Here is a 19243-nt window from a genome sequence, read left to right as displayed (position 1 = left end):
CCCGATGGACGCGTCAGCCGGAGGAGAGAGGGGTCCTGTGCGACTGTCGAGTACAGCTAGCCATTGTGCCACACCACATCGGCTCACCCCACCGCGACCGCCGCTTCCGGAATCCGGAACGGCTTGCCGCAGCCGCCGCAGACGATCGGCGCCTGCGCCAGGACCGACGGGACGACGCGGACGTTGCGTCCGCAGTCGCAGACGGCCTTGACCCGCACACCGCCTCCGGAGGAACCGTGCCGGGCGGCAGGTCCGCGGAAGGAGCGCTTGGTGTCGGCGGCGGTGGCGACGGTGTGCGCCTTGAGGGCGCGCTGCAGCCGTTCGGTGGTCGGACGGTACCGGCGCTTGGCTTCCGGATTCAGCGTGACCAGCGAGAATCCGCTGCTGGGGTGGGGCTCCTCGGCATGATCGAGGCCCAGCTCCTCGGCGATCGCGAGGAAGCGTCGGTTGTGGTAACGGCCGGCGCGGGAGGTGTCTCGGACTCCTCTCGCGGCGGCGATGCCGTGGACTGCCTCATGGAGCAGTCGCTCGAAGGAGAGCTCGGCGCCACAGGCGGACGAGGACTCTCCGATCAGGGACTCGGGCGCGGCAAGATCGGGCAGCTCGGGGTGGTACCGCTGAATGTCGGCCCACGCCTGTGCCAGCTCTGCGGCAAGTACAGGTGGTGTCGTGCTCACGTCGTGACAACGAGCCCGAGGGCCCCGGTGTTCCTATTCCGGGGCATCCCAAATAATTTGCACGTACCAGTCAGTTGCCCTTGATGCGTCCGGACGCGGGCGGGTGCGCAGAACTGCGGAGAAGACGCACAGCTCACACCAAGGTGGTGCACAGCGTGCGGTACGCCCGGAGCTTCGGATGTGAGGTGCGCGGGCGGCCGGCGCTCCTGACGAATCCGCCCGAAAGGCTACCCGCCCCGCCGTTCGACGTGCCCGGCGCGAGGTGTCGGGTAAGACTGGTCGGAGAGCAGACGTGGCACGGGGCGCACGAACGGGGCACGCAAGCACTGCTCCACAACCCCCTGGACGGAACGGCGGATGCGCAGTTCTCTGGCTACGGGGGTGCGGAACACACGCACACGGGGGACGTCCACTCGGGCACGACCGACCTCTTGGCGGATTGGGGCACTTTCCATGACACCAACGCTCGTCCGGAACCAGCCGGCCGCGGACGCCTCCGCACCGGCGGACGCCGGTACCCGCGCACGCGACTGGGCAGAGATCCAGGAACGCATGCTCGCGCCGCTGTACGAAGCGGTGTACGACCGGATGGAGGTCGGGGCCGCCACCCGGATGCTGTCCCTGGGCTGCGGCTCGGGCCTCGCGATGCTCGTCGCGGCGGCCCGGGGGGCGCACGTCACGGGTGTGGACTCCGACCGGGAGCGCCTGGCGCTGGCCCGGGCGCGGCTGCTGCCCGACGCCGACTGGGACGACGCACCCGCGCACTCCCCGCATCCGGCCCGCCGTCGGGCCCGGCTGCTGGAGGACTGGCGGCCCGCACCCGCCGGCGCGGACGGCGCCCCGTACGACCTGATCACGGTCTTCGAGCCGATCGGCTGTGCGGCCGGGGACTCCGAGGGGCTGGTCCCGGCGCTGCGGTCGGCCGTGCCGCTGGCGGTCCGGGGCGCCTCGGTGGTGCTGACCGGATGGGGGCCACCGGAGCGCTGCGCGACGGCCGCGGTGCTGCGGGTGGCCGCGCGGCTCGCGGAGTCGGCGCGTCCGCCGCGTACCGACCCGGACGGATGGCGGCCGACGCTCCGGGACGATCTGGAGGACGTGGCGGCGCGGGCCGGGCTGAAGCCGGACGGTTCGGGGCGGGTGTCCTGCCCGTTCGGCTACGCGGACGTGAACAGCGCGGTGCGCGGCCTGCTGTCCACCGGGCTGTTCGACGCCGCCGTACGGGCCACGGACCGCTCCCAGGTGGAGAAGGAGGTCGCGGAGGCCCTGCATCCGCACCGGCGGCAGGACGGCACGGTGTGGATGCCGAACGTCTTCCGCTATCTGGTCTGCGTGACCTGAGCCGCTGTCCGGCCTGCGCGACCTGAGCCGCTGTCCGGTCTCCGTGACCCGGGCCGACGGACAGCACGACACGCGTGAGGGGCGCCCTTGAGAAAGGGCGCCCCTTACGCGTGGTGCTCGGCCCGCGCTACATGAACTTCTTGAACTCGTCCGGCAGCTCGAAGTTCTTGTCCTCCTGGGCGGGCAGACCGAACGCGCCGCCCTGGGCCGCCTGCTCGCGGCGCTCGGCGGCGGCCTCCTCGGCCTTGCGCTTCATGGGGTTGCCGCTCTTACGCTTGCCCTTGGCCTGCTTGACCTGCTTCTTCTGACGGCCGGGGCCGCCACCCATGCCGGGCATGCCCGGCATCCCGGGCATGCCGCCGCCCTGGGCCATCTTCGACATCATCTTGCGGGCCTCGAAGAAGCGCTCCACCAGGCTCTTGACCGCGGAGACCTCGACGCCCGAGCCCTTGGCGATACGGGCGCGGCGCGAACCGTTGATGAGCGTCGGCTCGGCGCGCTCCTTCGGGGTCATCGACTTGATGATCGCGGCGGTGCGGTCGATGTCGCGCTCGTCGATGTTGTTGATCTGGTCCTTGATCTGCCCCATGCCGGGCAGCATCCCGAGCAGCTTGGAGATCGAGCCCATCTTGCGGACCTGCTCCATCTGGGCCAGGAAGTCGTCGAGGGTGAAGTCCTTGCCACCCTTGCTCGACTGGAGCTTCGAGGCCATTTTGGCGGCCTCTTCCTGGCTGAACGTCTTCTCCGCCTGCTCGATCAGGGTGAGCAGGTCACCCATGTCGAGGATGCGGGAGGCCATCCGGTCCGGGTGGAACGCGTCGAAGTCCTCCAGCTTCTCGCCGTTCGACGCGAACATGACCTGCTTGCCCGTGACGTGGGCGATCGACAGGGCGGCGCCACCGCGGGCGTCGCCGTCGAGCTTGGAGAGCACGACGCCGTCGAAGCCGACGCCGTCGCGGAAGGCCTCGGCGGTGTTGACCGCGTCCTGGCCGATCATCGCGTCGACGACGAAGAGGATCTCGTCGGGGCTGACGGCGTCGCGGATGTCCGCGGCCTGTTGCATCAGCTCCTGGTCGATGCCGAGGCGTCCGGCGGTGTCGACGATGACGATGTCGTGGACCTTGGCCTTGGCGAACTCGATGGAGTCCTTGGCGACCTGGACCGGGTCGCCGACGCCGTTGCCCGGCTCGGGGGCGTACACCGCGACGCCGGCGCGCTCGGCGACGACGCTGAGCTGGTTGACGGCGTTGGGGCGCTGGAGGTCGCAGGCGACGAGCAGCGGGGAGTGGCCCTGGCTCTTGAGCCAGAGGCCGAGCTTTCCGGCCAGCGTCGTCTTACCGGCCCCCTGGAGGCCGGCGAGCATGATCACGGTGGGCGCGGTCTTGGCGAACCGAAGCCGCCGGGTCTCGCCGCCGAGGATGGAGACGAGCTCCTCGTTGACGATCTTGACGACCTGCTGGGCGGGGTTCAGCGCCTGGGAGACCTCGACGCCGCGCGCCCGCTCCTTCACGTTGGCGATGAAGGCCCGGACCACGGGCAGGGCGACATCGGCTTCCAGCAGGGCGATACGGATCTCGCGTGCCGTGGCGTCGATGTCCGCCTCGGACAAGCGGCCCTTGCCCCTGAGGTTCTTGAAAGTCGCGCTAAGGCGGTCGGAGAGAGTATCGAACACGGCGCTCGTCGGTCCTCAGGGTCGGGGGCGGGGCAGGTCAGTCGCCCTCCAGGGTATCCGTCCCCCGGGGAACGCCAAGCCCTCGCCCGGAACCTGCCGGACGAGGGCCGGTCGTACGCGGTCAGCCGAGCGCCTTCTCGACCTCCCGGGCGATCTCGGCGGCCCGGTCCGGGGACAGCGGTTCGCCGTCGGTCCCGGTGACGTAGAAGGCGTCCACGGCGTTGGCGCCGAGGGTGGAGACGTGGGCGCTGCGCACCCGTACCGCGCTCTGTTCCAGGGCCCGGCCGATCCGGTGCAGCAGGCCCGGGGCGTCCTGGGCGCGGACCTCGATGACGGTGGCGCGGCGGGAGCCGGCGGCGGCCACGGTCACGCGGGGCGGCGGGGCCTTCACGCCGCGCCGACGCGGGTAGGCGGCTTCGCGCTCGGCGAGGCGGGCCCGGATGTCCAGGGATCCGTCGAGGGCGCGTACGAGGTCGGCGCGGAGGCGGGCGACCTGCGGGAGGGACCCGTACTCGGCGGCGACCCGCCAGCTGAGCAGCAGCAGGTCCGCCCGCTCCCCCACCTCGTTGGGCAGCTCCACCGCGCGCAGGTCGGCGGCGCGCACGGTGAGGCGGTGCAGGGCGAGGACTCCGGCGGCGGCGGGCAGGACGCCGGGGCGGTCGGGCAGGGCGATGAGGAGTTCGACGCCGACGGGTTCCACCGCGCCGTCCCCGGCGGGTTCCTCGGGCCGGGCGTGCAGGGCGAGGACGGGTTCGCCGGTGCGCAGGGCCTCGATGGTGAGGCGTTCGTGCTCGGCGCTGGGCGCGGCCTCCTCGGGCTCCTCGGGTGCCTGACCGGCGAGGACGGCGGCGACGCGTCGGACGAGGTCGGTCACGAGGGAGGCGCGCCAGGAGCTCCAGGCGGCGGGGCCGGTGGCCAGCGCGTCGGCCTCGGTGAGGGCGTGCAGCAGTTCCAGGGTGGAGGCGCTGGAGACGGCTTCGGCCACCGACCGCACGGTGGCGGGGTCGTCGAGGTCGCGCCGGGTTGCGGTCTCGACGAGCAGCAGATGGTGGCGTACGAGGGTGGCGATGACGCCCACGTCGTGCTTGTCGAAGCCGATCCGGGTGGCCATGTCCCGGGCGATGACCTCGCCGGCCACGGAGTGGTCGCCGGGCCAGCCCTTGCCGATGTCGTGCAGGAGGGCCGCGACCAGGAGGAGGTCGGGGCGGTGGACGCGGCGGGTGAGGGAGGCGGCGCGGACGGCGGTCTCCACGAGGTGGCGGTCGACGGTCCAGGTGTGGACGGCGTTGCGCTGGGGGCGGCAGTGGACGCGTTCCCAGTCGGGCAGCAGCCGGGTGACGATCCCTTCCGCTTCGAGCGCCTCCCAGACGCCGACGGTGGCCTCTCCCGCGCCGAGCAGGGTGACGAGTTCCTCGCGGGCCTCGGGGGGCCAGGGGACCGGCAGCGGCTGGGCGGTGGCCGCCAGGTGGCGGACGAGGTGGCGGGAGAGCGGGAGCCCGGCCTCGGCGGCGGCCGCGGCGGCGCGCAGGGTGAGGACCGGGTCGCGTTCGGGGCGGGCGGCGCGGGCGAGGACCACTTCGCCGTCCGCGTCCACCACGCCGTCGGCGAGCGGGGTGCGTTCGGTGACGGCCTTGGAGCCGAGACCGCCGCTGAGCAGCGCGCGGAGCCTGGGTCGGGCGGAGCGGGCGCGCAGGACCCGGTCGACCTCGCGCCAGGTGACGTCGGTGGCGTACGAGACGGTGCGGGCGGCCTCGTAGACCTTGCGGAGCAGGGTGTCGGCGTCGAGGAGGCCGAGTGCCCGGGCGACCTGGTCCTGTTCCTGGAGGGCGAGGCGGTCGGTGGCGCGCCCGGTGGTGAGGTGGAGGGCGTCGCGGGCGTCCAGGAGGGTGCGGCGGGCCTCGACAAGGCCTTCGCGGGGGGCGTCGGCGACCCAGGACGCGGCCACCGCGCGCAGGGCGATGGCGTCGCGGAGGCCGCCGCGGGCCTCCTTCAGGTCGGGTTCCAGGAGGAACTGGAGCTCGCCCGTCCGCTCGGCACGTTCCCGGCAGAGCTCGTGGAGGGCGGGGAGGCGTCTGGGGGCCTGGTTGCGCCAGTCGGCAAGGATCCCGGTGCGCAGGGAGGCGACGAGGCCGAGGTCGCCGGCGACGGGGCGGGCGTCCAGCAGGCCGAGCTGGACCTTGAGGTCCTCGCCCGCGGTCCTCCTGGCCTCGCCGGGGGTGCGTACGGAGTGGTCGAGGGCCAGGCCCAGGTCCCAGACCGGGTACCAGATGCCGTCGGCGAGGGCGGCGAGGGCCGCCGCGTCGGCGCTGCCGTCGTGCAGGAGGAGCAGGTCGAGGTCGCTGCGCGGGGAGAGCTCGCCGCGGCCGTAGCCGCCGACGGCGACGAGGGCCGCGCCCCTTACCCCGGCGCGGGTCGCGGCTGCGGTGAACAGGCCGGTGAGCCAGTCGTCGGTGAGGCGGGCGAGGGCCGCACGGCGCGGCGGCCCGGACCGCGCCTCCTGCTGGAGGAGGCGCAGCCGGGCCGCCGCGTAGCCGCTGGGTCCCGAGCCTTCGGTTTCGGTGGTCACTTCGGTACTCGTCACCCAGCTGCCTTCCGTTTGCGGGCCGTAGGTCAGAGGGCGTCCGGGCCGCGCTCGCCGGTCCGGACGCGGACGGCGGTCTCGACCGGGACGCTCCAGACCTTCCCGTCACCGATCTTGCCGGTACGGGCGGCCTTGACGACGACCTCGATGAGCTGTTCGGAGTCCTCGTCCTCGACGAGGACCTCGATGCGGATCTTGGGGACCAGGTCGACGGTGTACTCGGCGCCCCGGTAGACCTCGGTGTGGCCGCGCTGCCGCCCGTAACCGCTGGCTTCCGTGACGGTCAGCCCCTGGACGCCGAAGGCCTGGAGGGCCTCCTTGATCTCGTCCAGCCGGTGGGGCTTCACGACCGCGGTGATGAGCTTCATGCGTCCACCTTCTTTGCCTTCGGTGCTGCCGTCGGGTCCGTCGCGGGGGCGGTGGTGCGGGAGACCGTGCCGCCGCCGGCGCCGCTGAAGTCGTACGCCGTCTCGGCGTGCTCGACCTGGTCGATGCCGGAGATCTCGTCGTCCTCGGAGACCCGCATCCCGATGGTCCGGTCGAGCAGGAGGGCGATGAGGGCGGAGACGACCAGAGAGTACGCGAGGACGGCGACGACGCCGATGGTCTGCTTGCCGAGCTGTTCGAGGCCGCCGCCGTAGAAGAGGCCCTTGGCGTCGGACTGGACGCCGCCGGTGGCGAAGAAGCCGACCAGGAGGGAGCCGATGATGCCGCCGACGAGGTGGACGCCGACGACGTCCAGGGAGTCGTCGTAGCCGAACCGGTACTTCAGGCCGACCGCCATGGCGCACAGGACACCGGCGATGGCGCCGATGGCGATCGCGCCGAGCGGGGAGACGGAGCCGCCCGCCGGGGTGATGGCGACGAGTCCGGCGACCGCGCCGGAGGCGGCGCCGAGGGTGGTGAAGGAGCCGTGGCGCAGCTTCTCGTAGACGAGCCAGCCGAGCACGGCCGCGGCGGTGGCGACCTGGGTGTTCAGGAACATGACCGCGCCGACGCCGTCGTCGTTGCCGAGCCAGGATCCGGCGTTGAAGCCGAACCAGCCGAACCACAGGAGGGCCGCGCCGAGCATGACGAGCGGCAGGCTGTGGGGCCGCATCGGGTCCTTCTTGAAGCCGACGCGCTTGCCGATGACCAGGATGACGCCGAAGGCGGCGGCACCGGCGTTGATGTGGACGGCCGTACCGCCGGCGAAGTCGATGACGCCCATCTCGAAGAGCCAGCCGCCGGCGCCCCAGACCCAGTGGGCGACGGGGAAGTAGACGACGGTGACCCACAGGACGATGAACACCGCCCAGGCGGTGAACTTCACCCGGTCGGCGAGGGCGCCGCTGATCAGGGCCGGGGTGAGGACGGCGAACATCAGCTGGAAGACGGCGAAGACGTAGACCGGGATGGTGTAGCCGTCCCAGAGTTCGGTGACGCCGATGCCGCTGAGGCCGACGTAGTCGGAGCTCCAGCCGATGACCGAGCCGACGTCGGTGCCGAAGGCGAGGCTGAATCCGTAGAGCACCCACAGGACCGTGACGATCCCGAGGCTGATGAAGCTCATCATCAGCATGTTGAGGGTGCTCTTGACGCGGACCATGCCTCCGTAGAAGAAGGCCAGACCGGGGGTCATGAGCATCACCAGGGCCGAGCAGATGAGCATGAACCCGGTGTTGGCGGCAGACAGCCCGGGGGCGTCTGCGGCAAGCGTCGTGATGCCTGGGGGCATCGGCGTCTCCTCGTCGTCGGTGCGGCCGCGGCGTGCGGGGGAATGCTGCGGGACCACTGGGAAGGTGCGGGCCGGCCGATGGGTCGGGTGCGGGCCGGTTATGAGCCACGAGGTTGGCCGAGCGCCGTTTCCGGGGATGCCGCACGGTGTTTCGCGAGCGTGACGAAGAGGGAGCGCGTGTTACGGCGACATGAATCCGGGGTGGCTCCTCCGATGTGCTGCCCAGCGTCTTTCGCGCGTACCGGACCCCGCGAGCCCGTCCTGGTCCGAACGCGAGGCCCCAGCATGCAGCGCACGCCGCATACGGTGCGGTTGAAACGCCCAGGAGCCGGGAGAACACGAAACCGGCCACGGCGGCCCTCCGGGTGACCGGGCGATGGGGGAGCCGGGTCGGGCTGTGCGGAGGGGGCGCCGCGGCCGGGGCCGGGGGGGGGCCGGTCAGACCGCTTCGGCGGTCTCCGGCAGCTGCTCGTGGAGCAGCTCGGTGAGCCGGGCGACGTCGGCGACGTCGCCGAAGTCCCTGGCAGCGGTGTCGACGGTCTTGCGCAGGCGGGTGTTGACCCGCTCGGAGCGGACCTTCTTGGCGATCTTCAGGGCGCGGGCGGCGAGCACGGTGGACTGCTCGGGCTCGCGCTGGAGGAGATGGACGGTGGCCATGCCGATGAGGTTGAGCGCGTAGGAGCGCTGGTGCTCGTCGTCCTCGCCGAACAGCTCGACGGCCTTGTCCATGACGGGCTCGGCGAGCGAGGCGTACGTGGGGCTGCGGCCGGCGACATAGGCCAGGTCACGGTAGGAGTGGGCGTTCTCCCCGTTCAGCTCGGCCTCGGAGAAGAAGCGGATCCAGTCGGGCTCGGGCTCGCCGTCGAGACCGGCGTCCAGGAAGGTGTCCTCGGCCATCCGGACGGCCCGCTTGCACTTGCTGGGCTGGCCCATGTTGGCGTAGGCGCGGGCCTCCATCGCATACAGCATCGCCTGCGTACGGGAGGTGGCGCAGTCGCGGCTGCCGTACTGCGCGAGGTGGATCAGCTCCAGGGCGTCGTCGGGGCGGCCCAGGTGAATCATCTGGCGGCTCATGCTGGACAGGATGTAGCTGCCGAGCGGCTTGTCCCCGGCCTCCTTGGCGGCGTGCAGGGCGAGCACGAAGTACTTCTGGGCGGTGGGCTGGAGGCCGACGTCGTAGCTCATCCAGCCCGCCAGCTCGGCCAGTTCGGCGGCGCAGCGGAAGAGGCGCTGGGCGGTGGGCCCCGGCTGGGGCTCCTGGAGCAGGTCGGTGACCTCGTGCAGCTGCCCGACGACGGCCTTGCGGCGCAGTCCGCCGCCGCACTGGGCGTCCCACTGCCGGAACATCGCGGTGGTCGACTCCAGCAGGTCCAGCTCGGGCCGGGAGAGCCGGGAGGGGCGGTGGGCGGCGGACTGGGGCTCCGGCTCGCCGGGGCTCTGGGCGGGCACGGGCACCAGCCAGCGCTGCATCGGCTCGATGAGGGCGGGCCCCGCGGCCAGCGCCAGCGAGCTGCCGAGGAAGCCGCGCCGGGCGAGCATCAGGTCGCTGCGGGAGAACTCGCTGAGCAGGGCGACGGTCTGGGGGCCGGCCCAGGGCAGGTCGACTCCGGCCACCGAGGGTGACTGGTGGGCGGTGCGCAGACCGAGCTGCTCGATGGCGACGACGGCGCCGAAGCGCTCCGAGAACAGCTCGGAGAGGATGCGCGGGATCGGCTCACGCGGCTGCTCCCCGTCGAGCCAGCGCCGCACCCGGGAGGTGTCGGTGCTGATGTGGAGGGCGCCCATCTGCCGGGCCCGCCGGTTCACCTGACGTGCCAGCTCCCCCTTGGACCAGCCACTGCGCACGAACCACGACCCCAACTGCCCGTTGGGCCGCTTCCCCGCATCCGTGTCGCCTGCGCCGCTGCCACTCACTGGAACGCCCCCCATCCCGCCGAAACCTCATCGCGCGAACCATTATCAGAATGCCGTGCATCGGTGCTGTCCGTACGGGAGTTGGGGCCCCCATCAAGCTGACGGCCATCACCGAACATCATCGAACAGGAAATCGGGTTGCCTGCGGCATACCCGTGGGTGCACATACTTCCAGGGTTCGTGTACCGACGGTAATCCTACGATCACCCCTACCGCGAGGGAGATTGCGGAAACGCCACCATTCGCCACCCCTTCGAATGAACCCGACTGCCCCTGAGCGCGATTGACTTGAACGACCAGGACCGAGGGCGAGCGGATGGAAGCACTCGGGGGCGCGCACTCCGTGGCGCACTCCCTTTCGCACCACCGCGCACGCCACTCGATCGAGTTTCAGCGACGGAGGGTTACCCGGGCGACGCGGGTCGTAACCACCGGCGAGCCGGACCCGTTGGAGGGGGCATGGGCTTCACGATCGGCGGCATCCGGGAGATGCGATCCGGCGCGCGGCGACGCCACCGCGGCACCGAGGGCACGTCGGTGGCCGAGTACACCGGGCTGTGGGGCTGGGCGGTGGCCCCCGGGGCGCGGGCCGAGGCCGGTTCCTGCTCGTGCGGCGAGCCGGCCTGCCCGGCCCCGGGGGCCCATCCGCTGGACTTCGCCCGGGAGGTGCCGGCGGGCGCCGGCCTGGACCACGCGTCGGACGCCTGGGCAGAGACGCCGGGAGCGGCGATGCTGCTGCCCGTGGGGCGCGCCTTCGACGTCCTGGAGGTCGCGGAGCAGGCGGGACGGCGCGCCCTGGTGCGGATGGAGCGGATGGGGCTGCCGTCGGGGCCCGTCGCCGTCACGCCGACCGGGCGGGCGCAGTTCTTCGTCGCCCCCGGGGCCGCCGCCGAGCTGCCCGAGCTGCTCTACCGGATGGGCTGGGACGACGCGGGCCTCGATCTGCGCGCCCTCGGTCCCGGAACCCACATCACCGCCCCGCCCTCCGACCTCGGCGGCCTCGGCCCGGTCCGCTGGCTGCGGCCCCCGCTGCTGGACACGGCGGCCGCTCCCCCGCAGGCACGGCTGCTGCTGGGGACACTGGCGTACGTCTGCCACCGCTCGTAGCCCCGGGGCACGGGAACGCGCCGGGGCACAGAAACGCCCCGGGGCACGGAAACAGCGGACGGGCGGCAGGCTCCTCGCAGGAGCCGCCGCCCGTCCGCCGTACCGGCTGCGCGGTGGGTCAGTCGCCGATCAGGGCGTCCACGAAGGCGCCCGGCTCGAACGGGGCGAGGTCGTCCGCGCCCTCGCCGAGGCCGATCAGCTTCACCGGTACGCCCAGCTCGCGCTGGACCGCGATGACGATGCCGCCCTTGGCGGTGCCGTCGAGCTTGGTGAGGACGATGCCGGTGATGTCCACGACCTCCGCGAACACCCGGGCCTGGACGAGGCCGTTCTGTCCGGTGGTGGCGTCGAGGACGAGCAGGATCTCGTCCAGCGGGCCGTGCTTCTCCACGACGCGCTTGACCTTGCCCAGCTCGTCCATGAGGCCGGTCTTGGTGTGCAGCCGGCCCGCGGTGTCGATGAGCACGACGTCCGCGCCCTCGGCGATGCCCTCCTTGACCGCGTCGTAGGCGATCGACGCCGGGTCGCCGCCCTCGGGCCCGCGCACCGTGCGCGCGCCGACCCGCTCGCCCCAGGTCTGGAGCTGGTCGGCGGCGGCGGCGCGGAAGGTGTCGGCCGCGCCGAGGACCACGCTGCGGCCGTCGGCGACGAGGACCCGGGCCAGCTTGCCGGTGGTGGTGGTCTTGCCGGTGCCGTTGACGCCGACGACCATGACGACGCCGGGGGTCTCGACGCCGCCCTCGGTCCTGACCTCGCGGTCGAAGTCGGGGCCGAGCAGCGTGATCAGCTCTTCGCGGAGCAGGGTGCGCAGATCCTCCGGGGTGCGGGTGCCGAGCACCCGGACGCGCTCGCGGAGCCGCTCGACCAGTTCCTGGGTGGGGGCGACGCCGACGTCGGCGGTGAGGAGGGTGTCCTCGATCTCCTCCCAGGTGTCCTCGTCGAGGTTGTCGCGGGAGAGCAGGGTGAGGAGCCCCTTGCCCAGCGAGTTCTGCGAGCGGGCGAGCCGGGCCCGCAGTCGGACGAGCCGGCCGGCGGTGGGCTCGGGGACCTCCAGCGCGGGCGGCGCGGGGGCCTCGGCGACCGGGGCCTCCTCCGCGGGCGCGGTGGCGTCCGGGAGGCCGACTTCGTCGATGGTGCGCCGCGCTTCGTCGCGCGGCGTCTCGGCCTCCTCGCCGACCTGAGGTTCGGCGGGAGGAGTGATGGTCGGCGTGCTCGGCGGCGGGGGAGGCAGCTTCTTCTTGCGGCTGCCGACCACGAGCCCGCCGACCAGGCCGACAGCGACCAGGGCGATGACTACAGCGAGGATGACGATTTCGACGAGTTCCATAACCCGTCCAGTATCGGCCACGGCCGTGCCGCGGGCGCGGCCCCTGCTGGCCCTCCGGCGATCCACCGGGGCCATATGCACCTTTTGGCGGTAATTCGAACACCGACCCCTACACTTCTGACGCCGCGTCAGCTACGGTGCCGCCGCCCGTCCGATGTCCGCCCGCTTGCCCGTCCACCCGCTCGCATGCCCGCCTGCCCGCATGCCTGCCGCCTCGGCGAAGGGACGCCTCCGATGGCCTTCACAGTGGTCCGGTTCAATCTCGTCGACCCCGAAGCCGACCCCGTATCGCTCTCGGCCCGCTACCGCGCCGCCCTGGAGATGGCGGCGTACGCGGACGAGCACGGCGTCGACACGGTGCAGACCGAGGAGCACCACGGGGTGGCGAACTCCTGGCTGCCCTCTCCGTTCACCTTCGCCGGGGCCGTCTTCGGCGCCACGCGCCGGATCGCGGTGACGGTCTCGGCGGTCATCGGCCCGCTGCACGATCCGCTGCGCCTCGCGGAGGACATCGCGGTGCTGGACCTGCTGAGCGCGGGCCGGCTGGTGACGGTCGCGGGGATCGGCTACCGCCCCGAGGAGTACGAGCGGGCCGGGGTCGAGTGGGGGCGGCGCGGCAGGCTCCAGGACGAGCTGCTGGAGACGCTGCTGGCGGCGTGGACCGGGGAGCCGTTCCCGTACCGGGGCCGTACGGTACGCGTCACCCCGCGCCCGTACACGCGCCCGCACCCGATGCTGCTGGTCGGCGGCAGCTCACGGGCGGCGGCGCGGCGGGCGGCCCGGCTGGGGCTGCCGCTGTTCCCGAGCGCGCATCTGCCGGAGCTGGAGGCGTACTACCACGAGCGGCGCGCGGCCCACGGGACGGAGGGCTTCTGCATGATGCCCGCGGAGCGCACACCGCTGCTGCACGTCTCCGAGGACCCGGAGCGGACGTGGGCGCTGTACGGCGAGCACCTGCTGCACGAGGCGCGCACGTACGCCTCCTGGCAGTCCGAGGACATCCGCTCGGCGGTGCGCTCGGCGGCGGTGACGGTGGCGGAGCTGCGCGAGGAGGGCGTCTACCGGATCGTCACGCCGGACGGGCTGAAGGCCCTGGAGGCGGAGAGCCTGGTGCTGCACCCGCTGTGCGGCGGGATGCCGGTGGAGGAGGGGTGGCGCAGCCTGCGGCTGTTCTGCGAGGCGACCGCCTGACACTCGCCGGAAAGCCGACGGCCCCGGCTCGGTGAGCCGGGGCCGCGCGGTTCGAAGAGAGGGGCAGCGGGGGATTTAGCCCATCTCTTCCAACGCCTTGCCCTTGGTCTCCTTCACGAACTTGAGCACGAAGGGGATCGAGAGCACGGCGAAGCAGGCGTAGATGATGTACGTCCCCGAGAGGTTCCAGTCGGAGAGGCTCGGGAAGCTGGCGGTGATCGCCCAGTTGGCGATCCACTGGGCGAACACGGCGACGCCGAGGGCGGCCGCGCGGAGCCGGTTCGGGAACATCTCGCCCAGGAACACCCAGACGACGACACCCCACGACAGGGCGAAGAAGAGCACGAAGACGTGGGCGGCGATCAGCGCGACCGTGCCCTGCGTGGTCGGCAGCTTGCCGTCCACCAGGTCCGCGGAGAACGCCCACGCCTCGACGGCGAGCGCGACGGCCATGCCGACCGAGCCGACGAGGGCGAGCGGCCTGCGGCCCACCCGGTCCACCAGCACCATCGCGATCACCGTGCCGATGATGTTGATGATCGAGGTGGTGAACGAGTAGAAGAACGAGTCGGTCGGGTCGATGCCGACGGACTGCCACAGCGTCGCCGAGTAGTAGAACGCGACGTTGATGCCGACGAGCTGCTGGAACATCGACAGGCCGATGCCGACCCAGACGATGGGCAGGAAGAAGAAGCGGTTGCCGAGCAGGTCCTTGAAGGAGGACTTGTGCTCGCGGTGCATGGCGGTCTCGATCTCGGCCACCCGGGCGTCGAGGTCGATGTTCTCGCCCTCGACCTCTTCGAGGATCTTGCGGGCTTCGGCCTTCTTGCCGACCGAGATGAGGAAGCGCGGGGACTCGGGGATGGCGAAGGAGAGCAGCCCGTACAGGATGGCCGGGACGACCATCACGCCGAGCATCCACTGCCAGGCCTCCAGGCCGAGGATCTTGCCGCGCTGGTCGCCGTCGGCGATCTGGAGGAGGGCGTAGTTGACCAGCTGGGAGATGGCGATGCCGATGACGATCGCGGCCTGCTGGAAGGAGCCGAGCCGGCCGCGGTAGGCGGGCGGGGAGACCTCGGCGATGTAGGCCGGGCCGATCACGGAGGCCATGCCGATGGCGAAGCCGCCGATGATGCGCCACATCGCCAGGTCCCAGAGCGCGAACGGCAGCGCGGAGCCGATCGCGCTGGCCGTGAAGAGCACCGAGGCGATCTGCATGCAGCGGATGCGGCCGATCCGGTCCGCGATCCGGCCGGCGGTGGCGGCACCGATCGCACAGCCGATCAGCGCGATGGCGATGACCTGGGCGAGCGTGCCGGAGCCGATGTCGTACCGGTCGCGGATCGCCTCGACGGCCCCGTTGATGACGGAGCTGTCGTAGCCGAAGAGGAAGCCGCCCATCGCCGCGGCCGCGGTGATGAAGATGACATGGCCGAGGTGGTCCGGATGGGCCGCCCGGGCCCCGGACTCGGGTCCGTTCGCAGTGCTGGTCACGTGAACTCCTGATGCCTGGCCGCAAGTCAGACGTGGGGGATGAGCCTTCCCAGTGGGGCACAACATTCGGCCCGCCACCACTTGAAGGCGAAATCAACCTTGCAGAGGCTATGCGTTCAAGAGGCGAAGTCAAACAGCGGGTCTGTCCCCGTGTACCCAGGAGTGCACAAAAGGTGCCTTGAACTTCTGATGATTCGGTAAAAAGTCAGCGCAGCCGCTGGCTGATGACTTTCGAGACCCCGTCGCCCTGCATGGACACGCCGTACAGCGCGTCGGCGACCTCCATCGTCCGCTTCTGATGGGTGATCACGATCAGCTGGGAGCTCTCCTGGAGCTCCGCCATGATCCGGATCAGCCGCTGCAGGTTGGTGTCGTCGAGCGCGGCCTCGACCTCGTCCATGACGTAGAACGGGCTGGGCCGGGCCTTGAAGATCGCGACCAGCAGCGCCACCGCCGTCAGGGACCGTTCGCCGCCCGACAGCAGGGAGAGCCGCTTCACCTTCTTGCCCGGCGGACGCGCCTCGACGTCCACCCCGGTGGCGAGCATGTTGTCCGGGTCGGTCAGGACGAGCCGCCCCTCGCCGCCGGGGAAGAGCCGCGAGAAGACCCCCTCGAACTCGCGGGCGGTGTCCCGGTAGGCCTCCGTGAAGACCTGCTCGACCCGCTCGTCGACCTCCTTGATCACCTGGAGCAGATCGGCCCGGGTCTTCTTCAGGTCTTCAAGCTGCTCGGAGAGGAACTTGTGCCGTTCCTCCAGCGCCGAGAACTCCTCCAGGGCGAGCGGATTCACCTTCCCGAGTTGCTGGTACGCCCGTTCGGCCGACCGCAGCCGCTTCTCCTGCTCGGCCCGCAGATACGCCTTCGGCCGGTTACGGGGATGCTCGGAGTCCTCCGGCAGTTCCTCGCCCTCGGCGGCGGGCGACGGCGGCACGAGCTGGTCCGGCCCGTACTCGGAGACCAGCCCCGCGGGCTCCACGCCCAGCTCCTCCAGGGCCTTCGTCTCCAGCTGTTCGATCCGCAGCCGCTTCTCCGCGCCCAGCACCTCGCCCCGGTGGACCGAGTCGGTGAGCTTGTCCAGCTCGCCCTTCAGCCCCCGGCCCCGGTCCCGCTCGACGGCCAGCTCGCGCTCCCGCTCGCCCTTCGCCGCCTCGGCCGCCGTCCGCTCCTGGTCGGCCCGTACGAGGGACACCTCCACGTGCGCCAGCAGCTGACGGGCGCCCGAAGCCACGGCGGAGGCGACCTCGGCCTCGTACCGCAGCCGGGCCCGGCGCTGCTCGGCACGGGTGCGCGCCTCCCGTTCGACGCGGGCGGCCCGGTCCAGCGAGTCGGCGCGGCCGGCCAGCGCCTTGACCCGCTCCTCGTGCGTACGGGCCTGGAGCCGGGCCTCCATCTCGGTCTGGCGGGCGTTGGCCCCGTCGGCGGCGAGCCGGTCCCGCCGGGACGTGTCGGGCTCCTCCTCCGCCGGGGTCTCCTCGGCGACCAGCAGCCGTTCGGCCAGCTCCTCGGCCTCCTCCGTCGCCCGCTCCAGGGCCTCCTGGGCGCGGGCGGCGGACGCGGTCATGCGCTCGGCCTCACCGGCCGCGCCCCGGGCCTGCCCGGCGAGCCGCCCGAGCTGCTGGGCGACGCCGGACTTCTCCCGCTCGGCCGCCCGGCGGCGCTCCCCCAGCTCCTCGACGAGCGCGGTCCGCTCCGTGCGCCGCTCCCCCGCCAGGCGCTGCGCCTCGGCCAGCTCCTCGCACCGCACGGCGAGGCCGGCCAGCTCGGCGGCGGCCTCGTCGACGGAGGCCTGCACCTCCAGGAGGCTGGGCGCCCCGGCCGACCCGCCGTGTGCGAAGTGGGCGGAGAGCACGTCGCCCTCAGCGGTCACCGCGGTGACCCCGGGGTGCGCGGCCACCAGGTCCTCGGCGTCCTCCAGCGTCCCGACGACCACCATGTTCTGAACCAGGCTGCGTACGGCCCCGAGCAGCGCGGCGGGCCCGCGCACCAGATCGGCGACGGCGGGCGCGGCGAGGGCGGTGGCCGTCCCGGCACGGTCCGCCGGATGTGCCGCGGCGTCCGTGCCGCTCCGCGCCGCCGACTCGACGCCCGCGCCCCCCTGTGCGGGCAGCACGGCGGGGGCGGGGCTCTCCGCCGTATCCCGTACGGAGGTCTGCTCCGGCAGGTGCCGGGGCGCGGCGGCGCTGTCCGCGAGGACCGCGCTTCGGGCGCCTTCCACGCTTTCCGCGCTCGGCACGCTGTCCGCGCCCAGCAGCATCGCCGCGCGCCCCGCGTCCCGTTCGCGCAGCAGCCGGATCGCGTCGGCGGCCGTGGCCGGGTCCGTGACGGCCACGGCGTCCGCCGCCGCACCGAGGGCGGCGGCGACCGCGATCTCGTAGCCGGGCTCGACGGTCAGCAGTTCGGCGGCCGGGCCGAGAAGTCCGGCCGGCCGGTCCCGGGCCCCGAGCAGCGCGCCCGTGCCGTCCTTGCGGCGCAGCCCCAGGGACAGCGCCTCGTGCCGGGCCGCGACCGCCGCCCGCCTGCGCTCGGCGGCGGTCGCCTCTTCGCGCGCCGTGCTGTGGGCGGCCCGGGCCTCGGCGAGGGCCTGCTTGGCCTCCTCGTGGCGGGCGGACAGCTCCTCGTCGGCGCCGTCCAGCCCCTCGACCTCGGCCTTGAGCTGCTCGTACTCCTCCTGGGCGCTCACCGCGCGCTCCTGCGCCTCGTCGCGCGATGCGGCCAGCCGGTCGATCTCGGCCTGTGCCGAACCGGCCCGGCTCCGGGCCGCGTTGACCTGGCCGTTCAGCCGGGCGAGCCCCTCGCGCCGGTCCGCGATGGCGCGGGCCGCGTCCTTGAGCCGGCGTTCCTCGGCGGCCAGCTCGCGTTCCAGGTCGGCGCGGTGGGCGACCGTGTCCTCCAGCGCGTGCTCGGCCGCCTCCAGGGCCGCCGTCAGCTCCGCCTCCTGCTCGCGGATCCGGGCGGCCTCGCGCTCCAGGTCCTCGGGGTCGCGGCCCCCGCGCTCCTCGGCGGGCGCCTCGGAGGCGCTGCGGACCCGCGCGTCGGCCAGCGAGATCGTGCCGCGGACCCGCTCGGCCAGCTGCGACAGCTCGTACCAGGTCTGCTGGGCGCGCTGGAGCCGGGGCGCGAGGCGGCGCACCTCGCCCTCCAGCTCGGCCTCGCGGGCGAGCGCCGTCCTCAGCTCGGCCTCGGCCGTGTCCTTGCGCTTCTTCAGCTCCGCCTCGTCGGCGATCTCGTCGCGCAGCGCGTCCCGCAGGGTCACCAGGTCGTCCGCGAGGAGCCTGAGCCGGGCGTCGCGCAGGTCGGCCTGGATGACGGCGGCCCGGCGGGCGACGGCGGCCTGCCGGCCGAGCGGCTTGAGCTGGCGGCGCAGTTCGTCGGTGAGGTCCTGGACCCGGGCCAGGTTGGCGCCCATCGCGTCCAGCTTCCGCAGCGCCTTCTCTTTCCGCTTGCGGTGCTTCAGGACGCCGGCGGCCTCCTCGATGAAGGCCCTGCGGCCCATCGGGTCGGCGTGCAGCACGGAGTCCAACTGGCCCTGCCCGACGATGACGTGCATCTCCCGGCCGATGCCGGAGTCGGAGAGGAGTTCCTGGATGTCGAGCAGCCGGCAGGTGTCGCCATTGATCTGGTATTCGCTGCCGCCATTGCGGAACATGATCCGAGTGATCGTCACTTCGGCGTACTCGATAGGCAATGCGCCGTCGGAATTGTCGATGGTCAGCGACACTTCGGCGCGGCCCAGCGGGGGCCGCCCGGTCGTCCCGGCGAAGATCACGTCTTCCATCTTGCCGCCGCGCAGGGATTTGGCGCCCTGTTCCCCCATGACCCAGGAGAGCGCGTCCACCACATTGGATTTGCCGGATCCATTGGGACCGACGACGCAGGTGATCCCCGGTTCGAACCGCAGGGTGGTGGCGGACGCGAACGATTTGAAACCACGCAGGGTCAGGGCCTTGAGGTGCACGCCGCCGGACTCTACCTTTCACTCTCGGTTTCGCTGATGAAGGTGCAGGGCACATCAGACGGTAGGCGAAGGCCGGTACGCCCGGGGTGGGGGTCGGGCAAAGAAAAAGGGACGCCGAAGCGTCCCTGTGAATCTTGCTGGTGTATCGGTGAATCCAGCTGTAGTCCCGCGCTGTGCATCGCAGAACGACCGGACAGCGATGTCCTCGGCGATGCGAGGACCCCGGTGTTCGGGGACGGCGATCCGTGACGCGAGACGAATCAGAGATGT

12 protein-coding genes are annotated in these 19243 nt (G+C 72.3%); 3 read left to right on the top strand and 9 right to left on the bottom strand.

Annotated elements, in window-relative coordinates:
• Positions 1-83 precede the first annotated feature (83 nt).
• A complete protein-coding gene (locus OG245_RS27955) occupies positions 84-677 on the bottom strand; it encodes a hypothetical protein (protein ID WP_003965961.1) in 594 nt (197 codons plus the stop codon).
• Between the two features lie 453 nt (positions 678-1130).
• Between OG245_RS27955 and OG245_RS27950 the strand changes: the two genes are divergently transcribed.
• Positions 1131-2015 (top strand): methyltransferase domain-containing protein, encoded by an 885-nt coding sequence (locus OG245_RS27950; RefSeq protein WP_371626160.1) that lies wholly within the window; start codon positions 1131-1133, stop codon positions 2013-2015.
• Positions 2016-2142: 127 nt separating this feature from the next.
• Here OG245_RS27950 and ffh read toward each other — a convergent pair whose 3' ends face one another.
• The 5 genes from ffh to OG245_RS27925 all read right to left on the bottom strand — a co-directional run bounded on the left by ffh (position 2143) and on the right by OG245_RS27925 (position 9899).
• Positions 2143-3687, bottom strand: coding sequence for a signal recognition particle protein (gene ffh / locus OG245_RS27945; RefSeq protein ID WP_371626159.1), 1545 nt, complete (start codon positions 3685-3687; stop codon positions 2143-2145).
• A gap of 121 nt (positions 3688-3808) precedes the next feature.
• On the bottom strand, positions 3809-6268 hold the full coding sequence (locus OG245_RS27940; RefSeq protein ID WP_371626158.1) for a [protein-PII] uridylyltransferase: 2460 nt from the start codon (positions 6266-6268) through the stop codon (positions 3809-3811).
• 29 nt (positions 6269-6297) lie between these two features.
• Positions 6298-6636: a P-II family nitrogen regulator gene (locus tag OG245_RS27935; protein WP_007452846.1), complete on the bottom strand. Its 339-nt coding sequence runs from the start codon at positions 6634-6636 to the stop codon at positions 6298-6300.
• Complete coding sequence (locus OG245_RS27930) at positions 6633-7985, bottom strand: ammonium transporter (RefSeq protein WP_371626157.1); 1353 nt, start codon at positions 7983-7985, stop codon at positions 6633-6635. The genes OG245_RS27935 and OG245_RS27930 overlap by 4 nt, the downstream gene beginning before the upstream one ends.
• A 438-nt stretch (positions 7986-8423) precedes the next feature.
• Positions 8424-9899 (bottom strand): hypothetical protein, encoded by a 1476-nt coding sequence (locus OG245_RS27925; RefSeq protein ID WP_371626156.1) that lies wholly within the window; start codon positions 9897-9899, stop codon positions 8424-8426.
• A 459-nt stretch (positions 9900-10358) separates the two neighbouring features.
• On the opposite strand from OG245_RS27925, the gene OG245_RS27920 reads away from it, so the two are divergent.
• A complete protein-coding gene (locus tag OG245_RS27920; protein WP_371626155.1) occupies positions 10359-11006 on the top strand; it encodes a bifunctional DNA primase/polymerase in 648 nt (215 codons plus the stop codon).
• A 118-nt stretch (positions 11007-11124) separates the two neighbouring features.
• Here OG245_RS27920 and ftsY read toward each other — a convergent pair whose 3' ends face one another.
• Positions 11125-12333: a signal recognition particle-docking protein FtsY gene (gene ftsY, locus OG245_RS27915; protein ID WP_371626154.1), complete on the bottom strand. Its 1209-nt coding sequence runs from the start codon at positions 12331-12333 to the stop codon at positions 11125-11127.
• Positions 12334-12567: 234 nt separating this feature from the next.
• Here ftsY and OG245_RS27910 point away from each other — a divergent pair, with 234 nt between their 5' ends.
• Positions 12568-13524, top strand: a complete 957-nt coding sequence (locus OG245_RS27910; protein ID WP_371626153.1) for an LLM class flavin-dependent oxidoreductase — start codon at positions 12568-12570, stop codon at positions 13522-13524.
• 75 nt (positions 13525-13599) lie between these two features.
• On the opposite strand, the gene OG245_RS27905 is transcribed toward OG245_RS27910, so the two are convergent.
• The gene (locus tag OG245_RS27905; RefSeq protein ID WP_371626152.1) at positions 13600-15018 is read right to left on the bottom strand and encodes a sugar porter family MFS transporter; all 1419 of its coding nucleotides are present in this window, start codon (positions 15016-15018) and stop codon (positions 13600-13602) included.
• A gap of 205 nt (positions 15019-15223) precedes the next feature.
• Positions 15224-18973 carry an AAA family ATPase gene (locus OG245_RS27900; protein ID WP_371626151.1) on the bottom strand — a complete coding sequence of 1250 codons (3750 nt, stop codon included), beginning with the start codon at positions 18971-18973 and terminating at the stop codon, positions 15224-15226.
• Positions 18974-19243 lie beyond the last annotated feature (270 nt).

It is taken from the genome of Streptomyces sp. NBC_01116 (assembly GCF_041435495.1).
In the GTDB taxonomy this organism is placed as follows: domain Bacteria; phylum Actinomycetota; class Actinomycetes; order Streptomycetales; family Streptomycetaceae; genus Streptomyces.
The sequence above is the reverse complement of the archived record's forward strand: the minus strand, read 5'-3'. Positions and strand labels throughout refer to the sequence as shown.